This is a genomic window from Peribacillus sp. NJ11 (assembly GCF_030348405.1).
Lineage (GTDB): Bacteria > Bacillota > Bacilli > Bacillales > DSM-1321 > Peribacillus.
The window spans coordinates 4111426-4127701 of record NZ_JAUCFO010000001.1; the positions used below are offsets into that span (position 1 = coordinate 4111426).

Here is a 16276-nt window from a genome sequence, read left to right on the forward strand (position 1 = left end):
TCAATTACGTCAAATTTTCTTCTTTATCAATATAATTGTGGCTAAAGAGTAATGTTGATTGCTCTATAAATTGTACTATTTTAACAAATTCATCTGGGTTAGTATCAAACCACTCTTTTCCTTGTGCTGTCTCAATTCTTTTGTTTCTATATGTAAGAATATTATGGATCGCTTGCTCCAAAACATGCGAGTTATCTGTCTTGATTATTACTGCAATTTTTGGTTTTTCTGGTAAAGCCGTAGATGCCTGTGCAATTATCCTTTGCAAAGGATCTCTGTTAGTTTTTCCTATCTTACATGGCCAAGTATTTTTCCCTAATTTTTTTGAACTAATTCGATAAGTTGGTAAAAAGTATAAATAGACAGCACTTTCTCCTTCTCCTAAAACAACTTCTGATGCAATGTTCACTTCTTTAATCTCTTCTTTAATCTCTTCCTTAATCTCTGAAGGTTGAATTTTTATATTTTCACTACTAGTTTCATCGACTTCACTAACTTTCAAACTCTTATCAGTTATTACCCAATATCCATGAGCAGGATTCTCAGCCATTCCTTGCTTTTGTAGGTTTTCTAAGGCCTTCTTTAACATTCTTGGCTTGTCAAAAGCATTTGACTCTTTTCCCCCTCTTTTTATATGGACCTTTGTAACCTCTTCGAAAATTGTTTGCCTCGTTTCTGTTCTTCTGTTAAATAATTCTAAAATTAGTTCTTCACACATTTTTGGTTTAAGCGGTAAATTTTTATATTTATATTCAAAAGATTCCAAGTAAGGTAACCTCCAATTTTACTAAGACTAAGCTACATTCTATCAAATGGACAGTAACTATATAAGTAGATCTTACATTAATGTTTTACATTGAAATGACTTGCAACACCCATTTACCTTCGTTTTGTAACGATCATTTTCGAGACGTGTGCATATACCTACTATGTACCTATCCCATAGATAAGAGGGCTAATAATGTGGAAAATACCCCCCTCACCTTTTCCACATTATTATAGCTCTAGAGGGAATAGACATATCCAAGTCATGCTGTGGCATCCTTTTTCCTATAAACAAAAAGTCGAGGAATTATCCTCGACTCTTTCATCAATACCTATCGAACTCCTGACGACGACTTAGAACAACGTTGCTCTATCCTGCTGAGCTACTAGGTATATCACTGTCTTGATTCCGTTCAGTGCAACGGTCACTTTTAGAACTTAGACCGTTATCTTATTTGTATTATAAACAGATAAGTTAATGATGGTAATACGGTGGTACTAAAATAAAACAAACTGCCTGTTTACACCATTTCTTAAGATATCAAAAATACTTATCTTAGTGCCTCAGTGTACTTTTCAATTATTGTTGAATAGGTTAGTTTAAATCGTGCAAGTTGCTGGTGAATTTCTCCCTCAGTCCATTCAGTTGGGAGCTTGCTCGATAACACCTCTCCAAACTTGAGAATACCGCTTTTAAATTCTTCAAGCTTTTCCAATGGCATTACACGTGAATCGTCTGATGGGTGGGCATTTTCCATAGATATATTTCCCTTATGAAGCAATATTGGAATGTATCTTTGATGCACTCCATACTTATCATTATGCCACTGGATCGAATGGAGCAATTGTTCAATGTCACTTCTTGATATTTCCATACCAGTTCTTTGAGATTTTGCCTCAATTATTACATTAGTACCATCCTCTAACCTCCAAAGATTATCTGGTCCATCTCCTTCTTCTTCCTCAGGTCTTTGACTATAAAAGCCAAGAAACTGTCCGATTTTATATACGCTCTCTTCAAACAGTTTGGATTCCACATGCGGCGAATACACGAAGTTTGTTAATAATTCTTCAATTGCAATTAAAACGTCAGTGCCATTACCATAGTTTGATATCCAGTGTTTTATTACACCTGCTTGTCTTCCCTTAACTTTGGTATTCTTTGTAAGGTAGCTATGACGTGGCTTTAGTACCTTCAATGATTTGTCTTTAGCTAATATTTGAAGATCATTTGAGCGAACTGGATCAAACGGAAATATCAGACTAGCCGCAACCTGGGTATACCATGCCTCATCTATTTCATTAAGCTGTTCTCGATAAGTTTGTATATAATCCAACATGTTATCTAACGATTCCGTATACCTTTCTCTTCTATACAAATTCATAGATTTTTGCTCAAACACAGCTAACTCTAAAAGGAATGATATGTCCTCTTTACTATTGGGTTCAACTTGTAAAATCATTTCTTTATGAAAATCACGCCAATCTTGATCTCTTGCTAAAACACCATCAACTGCACCAACAATCTCTTTTATTGCCTCTTCGGCATTTTTAGGTTTTTCGTCCTCAAAAAGAGTTAGTCCAAAGTCTATTTGTTGTCTCGTTTCTGGGGCGAAGAATAGCTTATTAGAATTTTTAGCTATAAAGTTAATTAGTGAATTATCTAAGATAAAAACTGAACAATAGTCACTACCCGACCGAACAGCTCTTCCCAATCCTTGTTCGATAGTCTGAGCAACCTGACCAGATAATATTGGAGAACCTTCTCTCACAATTTGTTGGTATTTGTCCCTTAAAGAATGAGCAGTTGGCAGCCCATCCATAACTAAAACGGTACACATTTTACCAGCTAAATCAACACCATCATATCTATTAACAAACACCATTTTTTAAAGCATTCATAATAACATTCGTAAATATTTTTCGAAGTTAACTCCTTCTACTTTAGGAATTTGCTCCAAGGAGGAATCATTGATAGCCTCTATCAGGAATGCCACTGCGAGCTGTACGGATTTTTCTAGGTTCTCTCCACGCATCATGCTTCCCATAATCACAGATGCAAATAAATCACCAGTACCTGAATAGCTTTCACCGTTATACTGCGTCGCACTATAAAAGGTTCTACTTCCGTCCAAATGCATATTTCCGATAAACTGCTTCTCTGAATCTGCTGACGGTGGATTCATTCCAGTGATGATAACCTGAGCTCCCGTTTCTTGCTGCAACATATTCCCTGCTTCTTCTATCGCTTTAATATAGTCCTCTTCGTTTGAATAGCTATGCAGCTTTTCATAAGACAATCCGGTTAATAAACAGCACTCTGTAACATTTGGTGTAATGACATCTGCACGCTTCACCAGTTCTCTCATAAGTACCAGTAATTCATCGGTAAAAAGTTTATAGACTTCTCCTATATCCCCCATTACTGGATCAACAAGTAAAATGGTTTCTTTTGTATAAAATTTATCTAAAAAATGGAAAATATTGTTAATTTGCTCTTCACCAGTAACGAAGCCGGTATAGATTCCATCAAAGGTTACATTAAGCTTGCTCCATTCTTCTATGAAGTATTTCATTTTGGATGTAAAATCTTCACAAAAAAAACTTGGATATCCGGTTTGCGCAGTCAATATGGCCGTTGGTAAAGGGCATGCCTGCACGCCCATGACCGAAAGAACCGGAATTGCAGCTGTTAATGAACATTTTCCAAAAGATGATAAATCCTGTAGTACAGCAACTTTTTTCATAATAACCTCCATATGGCCTATCCACTTTAAACTTTATTTATCTTATCATAAATCAGCTAAAAACAGTCATCTCCTCTCTCTTTTCAATACGTATAATATCTGTATTTTTTATCAACTGACCTCATAGTTTTTTAATAAATTGACACTTTTATAGACACCAGTCTTTTGCTAAAATCATAGGAAAATTCTAGTTAGGAAGGTTTACAGATATGCAAAATACACAAAGTTATTCAAGGTCAAGTCAAAAAACTATGGATTTAATTATTACCGCAATGTTGATTGCACTTGTGTTCCTATCTACTTTCTTTTTGAATATTAAACTGCCAATTGCCGCAAATGGAGGGTTAGTTCATCTAGGAACAGCTATGCTTTTTATTGCATCTATTTTATTTGGTCCTAAAAAAGCAGCTCTTGCTGGTGCGATAGGAATGGGGTTATTTGATATAGTTGGAGGGTGGACATTGTGGGCACCTATCACCATTGTGGCGCGTGGTTTGCAAGGATATATAGTTGGTAAAATCGCTTGGTCAAAGGGTCGCAACGGTACTAGCATTGCTTTCAATGTAATAGCAACAATCGTTTCCATTCCATTTATGATAGCTGTTTATTATATTGGTGAAGGGATTCTATACGGTAATTGGATTGCACCTTTAGCTTCGATACCTGGAGATCTCGTTCAAAATATATTAGGAATTATCGTTGCCGTTCCAGTTTGTGTGGCTTTGAAAAAGGTTCCTTATTTTAAGTAAATTCGCTATAAAGGTAAACGTCAAGTAGCCCCCAAATACTACATGGATGGTGTATTTGGGGGCTATGTTTTGTTTGCTTCCCTTTTTATCGGTACTCTGCATGCAGAGGGTAAACTAGATGACCACGACAAGACTTTATCTATTTCTTTTTTTCATTCTTAAGTCTTTTAACGTGAGCTCTCATTTTATCTAATTCCTTTTGTTTCCCTTCTTCATCATTTGCCAATGCAGAAAATAAAGCTATCGTGCCTAATTTGTCGAATTCTACATCTCCAGATCCACCTTTAGTAAAACTAAAGTATAGTTCCGTAAACGCCTTAGCCATTAATTCGTAGTTAGGTTCATTTACAAAATAGCCATTTCCTCGCAGTTCTTTTCTTGGTTTACTCTTTTTCACATTAGAATAGTCCTTTCAATTAACTATTTATTCTTTTCCTTATACAAAAACAGCCTACTTTCTTCTTTGGCTATACACTCGAAAAGCTTCCTTCTAAAATATTCATTAATATCGATATTATCCGCTGAAATAACTTCTACATCGGTCATATCGACATCATTAAGATTAATTTTCTTTGACTTTTTATCCAATCAATATCACTCTCCTGTCCTACATAATAATCTCCAAACAAAATATCTTATATTCACATTTCACTAAATTATCTATGAAAATAGTAACGAGTAAAATTATAGAAAATAAAAAATCACCAATCGTATAGACTGGTGATTTCTATTCATTTTGTATATTTAGCTAAGATTAACTTCACTTCTTTTTTCAAGTATTCATCTACTGTAAATTCATTTAGGAATGTTCTACTCTTAATCCACAGTTTTCTTTTTGGTTTTGCTTTAGTCATTTTTTCACTCCCTTACCTCTACCGCTACAAGTTCCTCAAATTTCACCCTAATAATATGTCCCTTCTCATTCTCCAACTCTAAATGTATGACCTTTGTCAAAGGATCTAACCTATGTATCATCCCTGTATATTCCCAATCAAATCCATCTTCAAAAACTGTAAACTTTACAGGTGAAGCATACTCCATTGCAGTGTGTATTTGGTTCTCAAACTCCTCTAATTGGTATTCATCTAATATCGGTTTAACTTGCCGATAATAATCCTTATTTACTTTATTAAGTAATTTTACGTATTCAGGCAGCATCAAAGCTGGTTGCCATTTAAGTTTTCCACGATCTTTTATAGACATAAGAACATCTCCATTTCATTCTATAAATATATTATAGAACATTTGTTCTTTGTTTAGTCAAAAAAAATGAAGGGGAAAATTTCCCTTCTATAGATAACGCAAATATCTTTCCTGTAAAAGTGTTTTTATTAATCCTTCTAAATCCAAACTACCTTCCTCAGTAACAGTTCCAATTCCTTCTATATATGAGAAATCTTCAGTATCGATAACCTTTCGAGTAACTATTTTACCCTTAGCAATAATGAAGTCTTTATAATATGCAATATCGTCATAGTCGCTAATCTTTGTTGTAACTAACTCTCCGTTTTTATTAACGTATTCAATTATTCCTTCTTTACGTTTTGTCATATAAATCCTCCGAGTGACATCCACTTGAGTGTTTCTTTTGTATTTCAGATTCAATTCGAGTAATCACCTTGCTCATATTCCTGTTTATTGTACTTCCACTAAATCGCAGCGTTATCCACCCTTTTGATCTCAGGTATTTATCTCTTTTTCTGTCATGTGCTTTTTGTTTTGGTGTTGAATGGTAAGCCTTACCGTCACATTCTATGGCTATTCGGTACTCTGGTAGCGCTAAATCAAGTCTATACGGACTCATAGGATACTGTGCTGTAACTCTGTAATCCCTCATCCATAAAGCCTTCAATACCCTCTTTTCAATTGGACTTTCACACTTATCCAACTCCTCAAAGTATGGAGGGATATATTGTTGCACTTGTACCCCTTTGCTTCTCCGCATGTCCAAGCCAAGAAAAATAAATCCAGTTATAACAAGTCCAAAAAACACGATGTATTCTACCATTGTAAATAAATTTCCCCTTTCTCGTAGGTACAAGCAACATCTACGAACTTTCTACATACCATTTACCAAAGCAGATACGATTCCCTTGTTGTATTAGATACTGATTATCTGAAATAAATCAACTAATTATCCACTGATCAGTTACTTTTTTTTTACTTATTATCATTACCAATGAAATACAAGTTTAATCCGTTGGTATCACCGAATAAAAGGAATTTGTTAAGAGTGAACGGAGTGAAGGATTGAGGGGGAGCGCGAGGGGGATTTATTTAATTCGCAATTGTCTAGGTATTTAAAAGGAGGAATTATTCTTATGAGAAGAAAACATACTATAGAGTTGCATTCATTTATGGATCGAAGTTTTAAGGATAAAAAGAAGGTAAAAAGGCAAGCCAGTCCGAATATTAACCTATATTCAATCAGTCCATTTGTTTTATTAGACCCTACGATTTGTCTTATGGGTATTGGACTTGTATCTGTTGCCCTCTTAGAAAAGTTTTTTGAACAACAGGGAAATTATGATGTTGCTGAAGCACTACACACAGGAGTTAATATTGCTATCCCTTGTGTTGCATTCGGATTTATATGGAGATTAATGATTGCAGTTAGTGGTGCGTTCCTATGATGAAAATGTGGAGAGCAAAAATGAAGCTGCGCGGTTCTTTAATGAGGGCATTTAAGCTTGGTGGAATTCACAAACAAACTACTACTCAATCAAAGACGTATACACGCTATCCTAAGATTCACGAAGTCCATATTGACGAGGAAAATGAAGCTATTCGATTTACATTTACTTTACCCGATGGTGCTAATCCTGATTTAGTTTTGAAACAAGAATGGGTATTCAAACAGTGCTTTGGCAATAACATTGAAATAGATGGTAAGGTGAAGAAGTTTATCTTGTGGTGTTATTCAAAGGACATGGAAAAAGATATTCCATATGATTTTAAAAAGATTCAACCTCATTGTAAGGATAAAATAATCCCTATTATGTGCGGTGTAGATAGGTCAGGTAAGTTGAATGTAAAGGACATGGCAGAAGAACACCATATGTTGCTCACAGGAACTACTGGAAGTGGTAAGAGTTCTTTAATTAGGGGAATATTGACCTCGTTAATACTGCATAAAACACCGGATGAAATACAATTCTTACTTGGTGATTTGAAGTTCTCTGAATTTGGTATATACAAACGATTGCCGCATGTAATGGGTGTTTATATGGATGCTAAGTCACTCCTCCCTCCTCTTCAAATAATTGAAAAAGAAATGGTTCGAAGAGGTAAATTACTTGATGCGATGGACGTTGAAAGTATTTATGAATTAGAAGTGCAGCTACCTACTATTGTGGTTTGTATTGATGAGGTTATATTGCTCAAAGATAAACCAAAAATAATGAAAATAATTGAAAGTATTTCTTGTATAGGTCGTTCTAATGGTGTTTATCTGATGTTGTCAATGCAACGTGGTGATGCGAAGTCATTAGGTGGACAATTGAAAAATAACCTTACCTTTAGAATATCAGGTAAACAGTCAGATGAAACGAATGCAAAAATAAGTGGTATGAAGCAATCAGTTGATTTAGATACTGCAGGTAGGATGATACTTTCAACTCAAGGTAAAGAAAGAGTAATTCAAGTACCTTACATGAAAAAGAAAGAAGCAAAAGGGTTACTTGATCCATTTAAAACGGAACAGGAATCAGAGGTATTTAATGTAGAAGAAGATGTCGCAGAACGAAAGGTAAATGAATTTTCATTAGATGAGGTGTTCGATAGTGAACCAAAGAGATAAAGCGATTATTAACGACTTGAGACAAGTCAGAATGATGTCAAGAAACCAGATAGTTGAATTACACTTTAAGCATCTTAAGAATCCTATAAACTCTTGTAATAGCGTTTTAAAGCGTTTGACAAGGGATAATTTTATTAAATGCAGCACTCTTCACTCTCCATACGTTTACTTCAACTCTGACTGCAATATTAAACCAGACTCAACTAAAATCCCCCACTTCCTTGAACTTGTAGATACGGTAATTGAAATGAAAGCACATAGGGAAACCAAAAACCTTATGATTGAGCCTAAATATGGAGACAAGGGAACAATAGAGCCTGACATTTTTGCTATTTGGTTTAATCCCATATTTATCGAAGTTCAACGAAATGTTTATACAAAAGAAGTCATGCAAAAGAAAATTGATCTTTATGAAACTTATTATGATACAGGAGATTGGAAAGATGAACCCTGGCAAAAACCAGACAAAAAGGTATTCCCATCTATCCTAATTATTACACCTACTCGATATGCAGTTAAAAGTACAAAACTTGAAATCTATCAATCCCCTTCCATTTCTGACTTCATTGAAAGTAGGTCAGATGAATCAAAACTACAAATCAAACCTAAGCCTGTTAAAAATTTTATTCAATCAAATGGTGGTTCTTTGAAGCTGAAAAAGTAAATTCTATTCACAAATATATCCATTACTGTTAAACTTTAAAAAGATAATAGGTTATTATACCTGCATCTTAGGGAGGGAATTAATTTGAATGACAAAATAAAAGAAGTTGGTTATGCAATTGCAAAAGCTGGAGTGGGCTCAATTCCATTAGCAGGTGGTGTTTTGTCTGAACTATTCGGGGTAGCTTTCTCTGACCCTGCATCCAGAAGAAGAGAACAAATTTTATTTGAAATGGATGAAAGATTAAATAAATTAGAAAGCGAAGGTTTTCAAATAGACAGTTTGGCTGAAAATGATGAGTTCTTATCAATTGCCATGCAGGCATACAATATTGCTTTGAGGACACATCAGGCTGATAAAAGAGCTGCATTAATGAATGCAATCTCTAATACACCTCGTTTATCTATTGATGAAAACGAAAAATTAATGATGCTTAATTACATTGATAGTTTTAATGAATGGCACTTGAGAATTTTAGCATTTTCAGATGAACCTAAAAATTATTTTAATGAAAAAACTAAACCAAATATATCCTTTGGTGGTAAATCAGATTTATTGATAGCGACTTTTCCTGAATTGAAGAGCAGAAGAACATTTTATGATCGTATAGTAAGAGATTTGTACGACACCGGATTGATTCTACATGAATCGTTACATGGTACATGGTCAGAGCAGGGTTTATGGGCAAGTGGAACTACTGAATATGGTAAAAATTTATTAGCATTTATTTCGGAGTGAAATAATTAATTTAAGAAAGAGGTATTGTAAAAATGCTTAAAATAATATTTACCCTTATAGACAAGGACAACGAAAAAAGCAGAGTTACACAAGAGAAATATGGAGATCAATGGACTGAAGAAACACTACTGGAGTTTGCGAAACAACATGCTTTAGATTATTTGGAAGACGAAAACTTTATACATTTAAGAGAAGTAAAATGGGAGCTGGTTAATGTTATAAATGAAGGTCAAGTTACTAGGTAAAAGAATATTTTATTGGAATTGAAGGAGTGAAGTTAATTTGGTATTGGAAGTAAGATGTTTGCCTGAATATAAGCTTTCATTAAAAATATTCAATGCATTAGACAAGACCGTAGAATTGGTTAATGAGTTTGAAAGCACACCTCAGAATATCTTAGCGGCACAAGCTTTTGCAAAAATTAATATTTCTTTTAAATCTGTATTTGAATTATGTAATAACTCACTGCCTCACGATGCTATGACTGTCTGTAGGTCGATATTTGAGACATTATGTATTCTTAAAGCAACTTGTAATGAGTCTGATTTTGCTGAAAAGTACGAAATGAGTTACCGGCACAGTACCAAAAAATTATTAGAATCAACATTGAAGTATCCCAATGACTTCTCAACGGAAATGAGGAATTTTGCAACAGAAGAAGTCCTTAATACCGTTAATAATTTTATAAAGACTGAAAAAATTAGAAACTATAATGTAAGTGAAATTGCAAGTATAGCCGGACTACAGCACATGTATTTAACTTTTTATAAAATTGCCAGTGAGTATGCACATGGATCTATTTTAAATATGCAATATATCACTCATGAAGATGGGTATCAATTTATAGATTACAAACCCTCTGAGTTACTTTTCAAAGAAGTATTATTAAATGGAGTGTATTTTTCTTTAATAGCTATTGAATCATATACAGCGTTTATGAAAGTACACCTAGATGATCTTAATATAATGGTGCAAGAAATGGATGATTTGTTTAGTAGACTAACTAACACAAATTAAATTGCTTGTTTTAGTTTAAGGAGGCATTTCGATGATAAGATATAATCATCCAGAAGCTATAAAGAAAATATCTGAAATACTTTTGAAAAACGGTTACGAGGTAGCAAGGGTCAATAAGCCTAATATTGAAGCTGACATTATCCTTACTTATCATGATAAAAAGCTAAATATTTTGGTAAGGCATTTACAAAAAGACCATGCTTATAAAAATAGTACTAGACCTTATAAAATTTATAAAGTTGAAGCATTTGAAAATGATGAAGATAGAAATATAGGTAATAAAAACCTGGACTATGTAATTGGATATAACTTCAATGATGATTGTTTTGCGTGCGTACCTATTGGAGAATACAAGGATAAAAGAAGTACTGTTATACATGAAAAAGAGGATACTAGGCATGAATTTTTTAATTCTTTCTTATCAATGGATGAATTCCTTAATAAATCTTAAATTTTAAAAAAGCCCCTCCTCAAAAAGAGTAAGGGCTTTTGTGAATGGATGAGTACCACTTTGGGGTTAGTACTACACTATAATTTCCCCTAACATAAATACCATTTAAACCCAATATATTCTTATTTATTCAATTGTTTTAACTTCCTCTCACTTTTTCTAATCTATGAAAAAGAGGAGATGAATTTCCTTATTTACAAAACCAAACCATAAATGTTAGTATATTATCAGTGATTAGGTTGTTTTACCTATTTTAGTAGGGAGAGAAAAGTATTGAAAAAGTTTTTTAAGATTGGTTGTTTAGGATTTATCGGGCTTATTGTATTAGGTATAATTATCGGTATCGCTACCGGTGGCGATGATACTGAAACAAAAAACAGTACAAATAAAGAAGAAACAAAAACAGATTCTAAAGAAATTGCAGAAGTTAAAGAAGAGCCTAAAAAAGCAGAAAAAGAGGAAGAACCAAAAGAACCAGAAGTACCTACAGAATATAAATCAGCTTTACAAAAAGCGGAATCATACGCAGAAACTATGTCGATGTCAAAGCAAGGTATTTATGACCAGTTGACTTCAGAAGCAGGAGAACAGTTCCCGGAAGATGCAGCGCAATATGCTATTGATAATATCAAATGGGATTGGAAAGAAAACGCTCTGAAGAAAGCGAAACAATATACAGAAACTATGGCGATGTCTAAAGATGCTGTATACGACCAATTAATTTCAGAAGCTGGAGAACAATTCACTCCAGAAGAAGCGCAATACGCAATCGACAACTTAGATAAATAACACAAAACGAAAAGCCCCTCTCAATAAGAGAAGGGGTTTTTCAATGTGGGTAACTATTGGGGTAGTACCATATTATAAATACCCCCTCCAAATCCCATTTATGCCCATTTGTTTTTATTGCTTGATTAATTGTTTCAACATTGCTGCCCTGCTTTTCTTGCCGTATATACCGTCTACAGGATTACAATAAACAGATTGGAAGCGTCTCATGGCATCTGTAGTATGTTGTCCCCATTTTGAGTCTATACGTCCAAGTTTAAAGTTAAGCTTATCTAATGCAGTTTGAATTTGTTTAACAGCTTCCCCTTTGTCGCCTTCTCTGTATACTCCAGTCGGCAAGTCGAATGACTTCACAGGATTTGTTTTAACAGGTGCCTGAGGTTTCGTAGTGGTTTTATCTACATTCTCTTTAACAGATCCAGATTCTTCTGCTGCGTCCTTAAATACAGGTTTCTTCCCTGCTTGCAAATCTTTAAGAGTTAATCCGCCTGTCATTTCAAAATGTGGTGAATCATAAAAACCTTTCCAATCTCCACCCCATGCAAATCCAAGCTTTTTGGCCTCTTCTACACATTCCGCCCAATCTGCTTTACCGTCCTTGTCAAAATCGGATTTGGTATCCCATACTGCCTTTTTGCCGTCAGGGGTAACTAAGCAGATATCAATGGCTAAACCGTAGTTATGCATAGATTGACCAGCTTTAGCATTAGTGACAATTGGATTAGATTTATCTGTCCTTCCTTGTGCATACAAAGCATTCTGTTCTGCAAATGATCTAAAACCGTGAGTAATTTTCATTTTGTAGTTTGTAAGTCTTTTATTTGCATTTACCTCAAATAATTTTGCTTGTTTCTCAACATATGGATTCAAATCGTTTAAGTTAACCATTATGTATTTCCCCCTTATTATTTTAGTCCTTCTTTTTTAAGTACTTCTTCTTGTTGCTGAGATTTTTTAGTTAGTAAATATTGATTCTTATAGACACCGAATAAAGCAAACGCTAATGGAACTGCAGCTAATAAAAAGTTCAACAAAGCATCTATAGTTTTTGTATTAAACCAAGTTATTTCGAATCCTAACGCTTGAAAAAATAAAGCAGTGCCCCAAGAGCACCGCCAATCATAGCAACATATTGTTTTGTTTTTTCCATGCATATCATCTCCTTAAATAAAGTAAGTAATTGCTGCCCATGCTAACCCTAAAATTACACCTACAATTCCCCCAGCACCATATGCAGCTTTGAGTATATCTGCCCTGGTTGTAAGCTTTGCAGTTTTAATACCATACATCTGTTCAAGTAATGTGGAATTAAGTTTATTTGTTTGTTCAAGTAAACTGGCATTGGCTTTATTTTGTTCAGTGAGCATATCTTTTGTTGAACTAAATTCCTTAAGTACAACATTTTGAGTTGCCAACTGCATTTTTTCCATGCTTGAAATTTTTTCGGTGACTATTCCGTAGTTTGACTCCAATTGAGTGATCCTTTGTTCATGATTCTCTAATCTTGTTGGCATGTCCATTTCTTCCATGTCAATCACCCCTTTCATTGCATAATAAAAAGCCGCCCATAGGACGACTTGAGTATTTTTTTCCTTTTTTTTTAAAAATCGCGATATTATATTCTTAATAAATAACAATGAGAGATGTTAACTTATGATTATTTTTTGTGCTCTAGTAATTACACCCGTTATATTTTTTGCATGCTATGTAAATATTCCTTGGATGCAAAGTGATGCATTTAAGGAAATGATAAAAGATGATGTAAATTGGGAAGATCGCGAACCCCACGACTGGTAAAAGTTTAAGATTTTTCCCTTAAGACTTTAACAGTTCCATACTTATTAAAGCTACCCACATGCTCATGCGTAATTGTCCAATAGCCAGTGTTTAATGTTGGTGCATTTTTAATAACAAATGAAAAAGAATTACCTAAATAGACAACATCATCAACTTGTATTGTTCTCGAACTATTAGTGAAAAATTTAAATGTAGTTAATGTTAGATCAGTTGCCGGATTGTTTATCCACCCTTTTGCAATCACTTCATGATCATAAAAATCACTAAAGTCAATTTTCCTCGCACTAATATGCTCCGCGATTTCATCTCCAATCGCTCTATAGCCAAAATCATTTGGGTGAAGTTGATCTTTCATCAATATGTGAGAAGCGAGCGATTTACGTCCGAACACTAGGTTAGGAATATCAATAATGTCTAGTCTAGGACTATAACCTCTAAAACTCTCATATATTTCAGATAATCGTGATGAATATTCCTCTGCCAGTTCGTTAGGCGTTACCCAACTTGCGGTTGATGTAGTTAGAAATGTATTTGGAATCCTTAGTAATATATAGCTACTCGTTTCATTAAGCATACGGTCAATGACTGTTTTTAAGTCATCTCGTATTTGAGTTACGCTCCCTCCAACACGAATATCATTAATTCCATAACTTAATACGTATAAATCTGCTTGGTCTGCAACTACTGTATTAAGTGGGTTTTTACCCACGTTAATCACAAAATTTCGGACAGTATTCCCATCTGCCCCCCTATTTAGGTATGTAGCTCCTTCAAGTAATTTGCCACTCCCAATATAAAGTGTATCGAAGCGATTATATAAAGCAGGAGCAACATCTGTTGTACTGTCTCCAACAAATACAATCTTCTTGCCACTTTTAGAACCTTTATAAAAGTTTTGTATATAATTGGGACTATTTCCAACGACCATTTCTGATAGTTTTTGCTTCAATGTTTTATTATCCTCTACAAAAACACCTTCTGCTCTTGTAATAGGGTAAATAAACGAACCGTTATTATCTTTTATTTTTTTAAATTTACCTTGCATTTGATCTACCCTCCATTGTTAAAACGTTGTAACACTAAAGTTGTCGAAATGTGAAGTGTTGTCTCCGTTTGCTGTACCAAGTCCATGCATAGTTGCTGTTTTAAAATCAGTATCTGTAATTGATTTTGCAAGTGAATCATTAATATAAATTTCATGCGTATTTCCATTGAGTTTAACTTTTACAGTGTTGCCATTTGTAATAAATAGTGATGACGTTCCTAAAGATGTAAATACCCCTGCTTTTCTTTTATAGATCTGTAGTCCGTTATTAGAGCCGTTGTTTTGAGCAAGATAATAATTATCTTTATCAACGTACCTCCATATTAATCTAGTTTTCACAGGTACAACAGTAACAAAATCAGCTTGCACTGTAATTAAATCTGATTTAGTCGAATCTAAAACCGCTGTAAAATCAGCCGTTGCTGTTGTTGATACTTGGTATGCATGATTTGAGGATATTCCCCACACTCCAGCACTTCCGGTTGAAACAGCAGTTATCCATGTCTGTCCTGTATCTGCAACTCCTAAAGAATTCACATTGTCTGCTCTGTTAAACGAATCAGAAACAATTGATACCGGACTCGTTTTTGTATAAGTAACAGTCTGCACAGCACTTGCATTTCCAGCAGTATCTACTGCATAAGCCTTAACAGTGTCAGTTGCTGTCAATATCAAAGGTGTTGTATATTGAACCCGCGTACCTGAAGCAATCGGGTTAGAATCATCTAACGTATACCAAATAGTCACTGTACCAATGTTATCAGTTGCAGACATATTGACAGTTTTAGTATCTGTAAATGTTCCGGCAGGAGTAATTGTTAATACTGGCGGCGTTGTATCCGCTGGTGCTGAAGCATCTTTTGTAAAGGTAACAGATTTAACGGTACTAATATTACCTGCTGTATCCTTTGCGATTACTTTAACTGTTGTAGTATCACTTAGATTTATAGCGCTCGTATATTTAGTACTGGAAACTGTAGGTGTAGTTCCATCTAGGGTGTAAAATATTTCTGCTGTTTCATTGGTGGACATGGTTACACTTTGAGCAGTTGCAAAAGTGCCACCATTAGGCGTGATTGTTAGTACTGGAGCAGTTGTGTCAGGAGTAGGTGTTGTGTTTCCTGTATCTATAATTACTGATTCACTTCCTGTCCAATCCTCAAACAAAATAACATTTGATGGAGCTGATCCACCACCAGTACCTCCGCCACTTTCGATAATGTCTGCAATCTCAGCTAGTCTTTCTAAATCATATTCTTTAAGGAATTCTCCAGCAGCTATTGCTTGATTGAGGATAGGCCATTCATTTGCACTTTCCAATGAATCATTATCCAATATCCCCTTGATTACCGAGTAGGAAAATTTAGTGGAAACTGATACATAGTTAGAAGCATAATAAAGCATCAACTCTGCTACATGAAGACCTTCTGTTAAATAAGCCTGTGTAGTTAATTTAACTTCACATTCTCCTTCTAAGACATTATTAACTTGACAATCTAAAAATACTTTCTTTCCATCTGGTTTCTGTATAGCTAATCTTACTTCTACACCTTCTGCTAAAATAACTGGTTTACCATTTTGTAAAACATTTATTACTATTAGTGGTGTATTTAAATCATTGGTATTTATAGTGAACATGTTGTTTTGTACTTTTTTCATTGTGTCCACTGTTATTGAAAATGGTTTATACATATCTTTTCTCCTTTCAAAAACAT

General features: G+C 34.4%; 23 protein-coding genes. 9 read left to right on the forward strand and 14 right to left on the reverse strand.

All coding sequences use genetic code 11. From position 1 onward, the window contains the following. Positions 1 to 4 precede the first annotated feature (4 nt). The 3 genes from QUF86_RS20155 to QUF86_RS20165 all read right to left on the reverse strand — a co-directional run bounded on the left by QUF86_RS20155 (position 5) and on the right by QUF86_RS20165 (position 3512). A complete protein-coding gene (locus tag QUF86_RS20155; RefSeq protein WP_289335394.1) occupies positions 5 to 766 on the reverse strand; it encodes a GIY-YIG nuclease family protein in 762 nt (253 codons plus the stop codon). A 550-nt stretch (positions 767 to 1316) separates the two neighbouring features. Further along, positions 1317 to 2651 (reverse strand): helicase C-terminal domain-containing protein, encoded by a 1335-nt coding sequence (locus tag QUF86_RS20160; RefSeq protein WP_289335395.1) that lies wholly within the window; start codon positions 2649 to 2651, stop codon positions 1317 to 1319. Positions 2652 to 2663: 12 nt separating this feature from the next. Next, positions 2664 to 3512, reverse strand: coding sequence for a pyridoxamine kinase (locus QUF86_RS20165; RefSeq protein WP_289335396.1), 849 nt, complete (start codon positions 3510 to 3512; stop codon positions 2664 to 2666). Positions 3513 to 3721: 209 nt separating this feature from the next. Between QUF86_RS20165 and QUF86_RS20170 the strand changes: the two genes are divergently transcribed. Further along, positions 3722 to 4261 (forward strand): ECF transporter S component, encoded by a 540-nt coding sequence (locus QUF86_RS20170; protein WP_096340597.1) that lies wholly within the window; start codon positions 3722 to 3724, stop codon positions 4259 to 4261. A 139-nt stretch (positions 4262 to 4400) separates the two neighbouring features. On the opposite strand, the gene QUF86_RS20175 is transcribed toward QUF86_RS20170, so the two are convergent. From QUF86_RS20175 to QUF86_RS20200, 6 genes are all read right to left on the reverse strand, one after another. Continuing rightward, the gene (locus QUF86_RS20175) at positions 4401 to 4658 is read right to left on the reverse strand and encodes a hypothetical protein (RefSeq protein WP_095396088.1); all 258 of its coding nucleotides are present in this window, start codon (positions 4656 to 4658) and stop codon (positions 4401 to 4403) included. Positions 4659 to 4681: 23 nt separating this feature from the next. Further along, positions 4682 to 4849 (reverse strand): hypothetical protein, encoded by a 168-nt coding sequence (locus tag QUF86_RS20180; protein ID WP_153246107.1) that lies wholly within the window; start codon positions 4847 to 4849, stop codon positions 4682 to 4684. A 143-nt stretch (positions 4850 to 4992) separates the two neighbouring features. Then, positions 4993 to 5115: a hypothetical protein gene (locus QUF86_RS20185; protein WP_260089139.1), complete on the reverse strand. Its 123-nt coding sequence runs from the start codon at positions 5113 to 5115 to the stop codon at positions 4993 to 4995. 4 nt (positions 5116 to 5119) lie between these two features. After that, positions 5120 to 5464 carry a YolD-like family protein gene (locus QUF86_RS20190; protein ID WP_289335397.1) on the reverse strand — a complete coding sequence of 115 codons (345 nt, stop codon included), beginning with the start codon at positions 5462 to 5464 and terminating at the stop codon, positions 5120 to 5122. 87 nt (positions 5465 to 5551) lie between these two features. Beyond that, a complete protein-coding gene (locus QUF86_RS20195; protein ID WP_289335398.1) occupies positions 5552 to 5812 on the reverse strand; it encodes a hypothetical protein in 261 nt (86 codons plus the stop codon). Continuing rightward, positions 5799 to 6269 (reverse strand): endonuclease domain-containing protein, encoded by a 471-nt coding sequence (locus QUF86_RS20200; protein ID WP_289335399.1) that lies wholly within the window; start codon positions 6267 to 6269, stop codon positions 5799 to 5801. Before QUF86_RS20200 ends, QUF86_RS20195 begins: the two co-directional genes overlap by 14 nt. Positions 6270 to 6582: 313 nt before the next feature. Between QUF86_RS20200 and QUF86_RS20205 the strand changes: the two genes are divergently transcribed. The 8 genes from QUF86_RS20205 to QUF86_RS20240 all read left to right on the forward strand — a co-directional run bounded on the left by QUF86_RS20205 (position 6583) and on the right by QUF86_RS20240 (position 11719). Next, positions 6583 to 6894 carry a hypothetical protein gene (locus tag QUF86_RS20205; protein ID WP_289335400.1) on the forward strand — a complete coding sequence of 104 codons (312 nt, stop codon included), beginning with the start codon at positions 6583 to 6585 and terminating at the stop codon, positions 6892 to 6894. 20 nt (positions 6895 to 6914) lie between these two features. Then, a complete protein-coding gene (locus tag QUF86_RS20210) occupies positions 6915 to 8060 on the forward strand; it encodes an FtsK/SpoIIIE domain-containing protein (protein WP_289335401.1) in 1146 nt (381 codons plus the stop codon). After that, complete coding sequence (locus tag QUF86_RS20215) at positions 8044 to 8724, forward strand: hypothetical protein (protein ID WP_289335402.1); 681 nt, start codon at positions 8044 to 8046, stop codon at positions 8722 to 8724. The genes QUF86_RS20210 and QUF86_RS20215 overlap by 17 nt, the downstream gene beginning before the upstream one ends. A gap of 84 nt (positions 8725 to 8808) precedes the next feature. Continuing rightward, positions 8809 to 9462: a hypothetical protein gene (locus QUF86_RS20220; protein WP_289335403.1), complete on the forward strand. Its 654-nt coding sequence runs from the start codon at positions 8809 to 8811 to the stop codon at positions 9460 to 9462. A 32-nt stretch (positions 9463 to 9494) separates the two neighbouring features. Continuing rightward, the gene (locus QUF86_RS20225; RefSeq protein WP_289335404.1) at positions 9495 to 9707 is read left to right on the forward strand and encodes a hypothetical protein; all 213 of its coding nucleotides are present in this window, start codon (positions 9495 to 9497) and stop codon (positions 9705 to 9707) included. Between the two features lie 37 nt (positions 9708 to 9744). Further along, a complete protein-coding gene (locus tag QUF86_RS20230; RefSeq protein ID WP_289335405.1) occupies positions 9745 to 10479 on the forward strand; it encodes a DUF5677 domain-containing protein in 735 nt (244 codons plus the stop codon). A gap of 31 nt (positions 10480 to 10510) precedes the next feature. Next, positions 10511 to 10930, forward strand: coding sequence for a hypothetical protein (locus QUF86_RS20235; RefSeq protein ID WP_289335406.1), 420 nt, complete (start codon positions 10511 to 10513; stop codon positions 10928 to 10930). Positions 10931 to 11203: 273 nt separating this feature from the next. Next, a complete protein-coding gene (locus tag QUF86_RS20240) occupies positions 11204 to 11719 on the forward strand; it encodes an Ltp family lipoprotein (RefSeq protein ID WP_289335407.1) in 516 nt (171 codons plus the stop codon). A 114-nt stretch (positions 11720 to 11833) separates the two neighbouring features. On the opposite strand, the gene QUF86_RS20245 is transcribed toward QUF86_RS20240, so the two are convergent. From QUF86_RS20245 to QUF86_RS20265, 5 genes are all read right to left on the reverse strand, one after another. Beyond that, the gene (locus QUF86_RS20245) at positions 11834 to 12607 is read right to left on the reverse strand and encodes a M15 family metallopeptidase (protein WP_289335408.1); all 774 of its coding nucleotides are present in this window, start codon (positions 12605 to 12607) and stop codon (positions 11834 to 11836) included. Between the two features lie 17 nt (positions 12608 to 12624). Continuing rightward, positions 12625 to 12873 (reverse strand): phage holin, encoded by a 249-nt coding sequence (locus QUF86_RS20250; RefSeq protein ID WP_289335409.1) that lies wholly within the window; start codon positions 12871 to 12873, stop codon positions 12625 to 12627. A gap of 9 nt (positions 12874 to 12882) precedes the next feature. Then, positions 12883 to 13248 carry a hypothetical protein gene (locus tag QUF86_RS20255; protein ID WP_289335410.1) on the reverse strand — a complete coding sequence of 122 codons (366 nt, stop codon included), beginning with the start codon at positions 13246 to 13248 and terminating at the stop codon, positions 12883 to 12885. Positions 13249 to 13520: 272 nt separating this feature from the next. Further along, a complete protein-coding gene (locus QUF86_RS20260) occupies positions 13521 to 14561 on the reverse strand; it encodes an SGNH/GDSL hydrolase family protein (RefSeq protein ID WP_289335411.1) in 1041 nt (346 codons plus the stop codon). An 18-nt stretch (positions 14562 to 14579) separates the two neighbouring features. Next, positions 14580 to 16253 carry a chitobiase/beta-hexosaminidase C-terminal domain-containing protein gene (locus QUF86_RS20265; RefSeq protein ID WP_289335412.1) on the reverse strand — a complete coding sequence of 558 codons (1674 nt, stop codon included), beginning with the start codon at positions 16251 to 16253 and terminating at the stop codon, positions 14580 to 14582. Between the last annotated feature and the right edge of the window lie 23 nt (positions 16254 to 16276).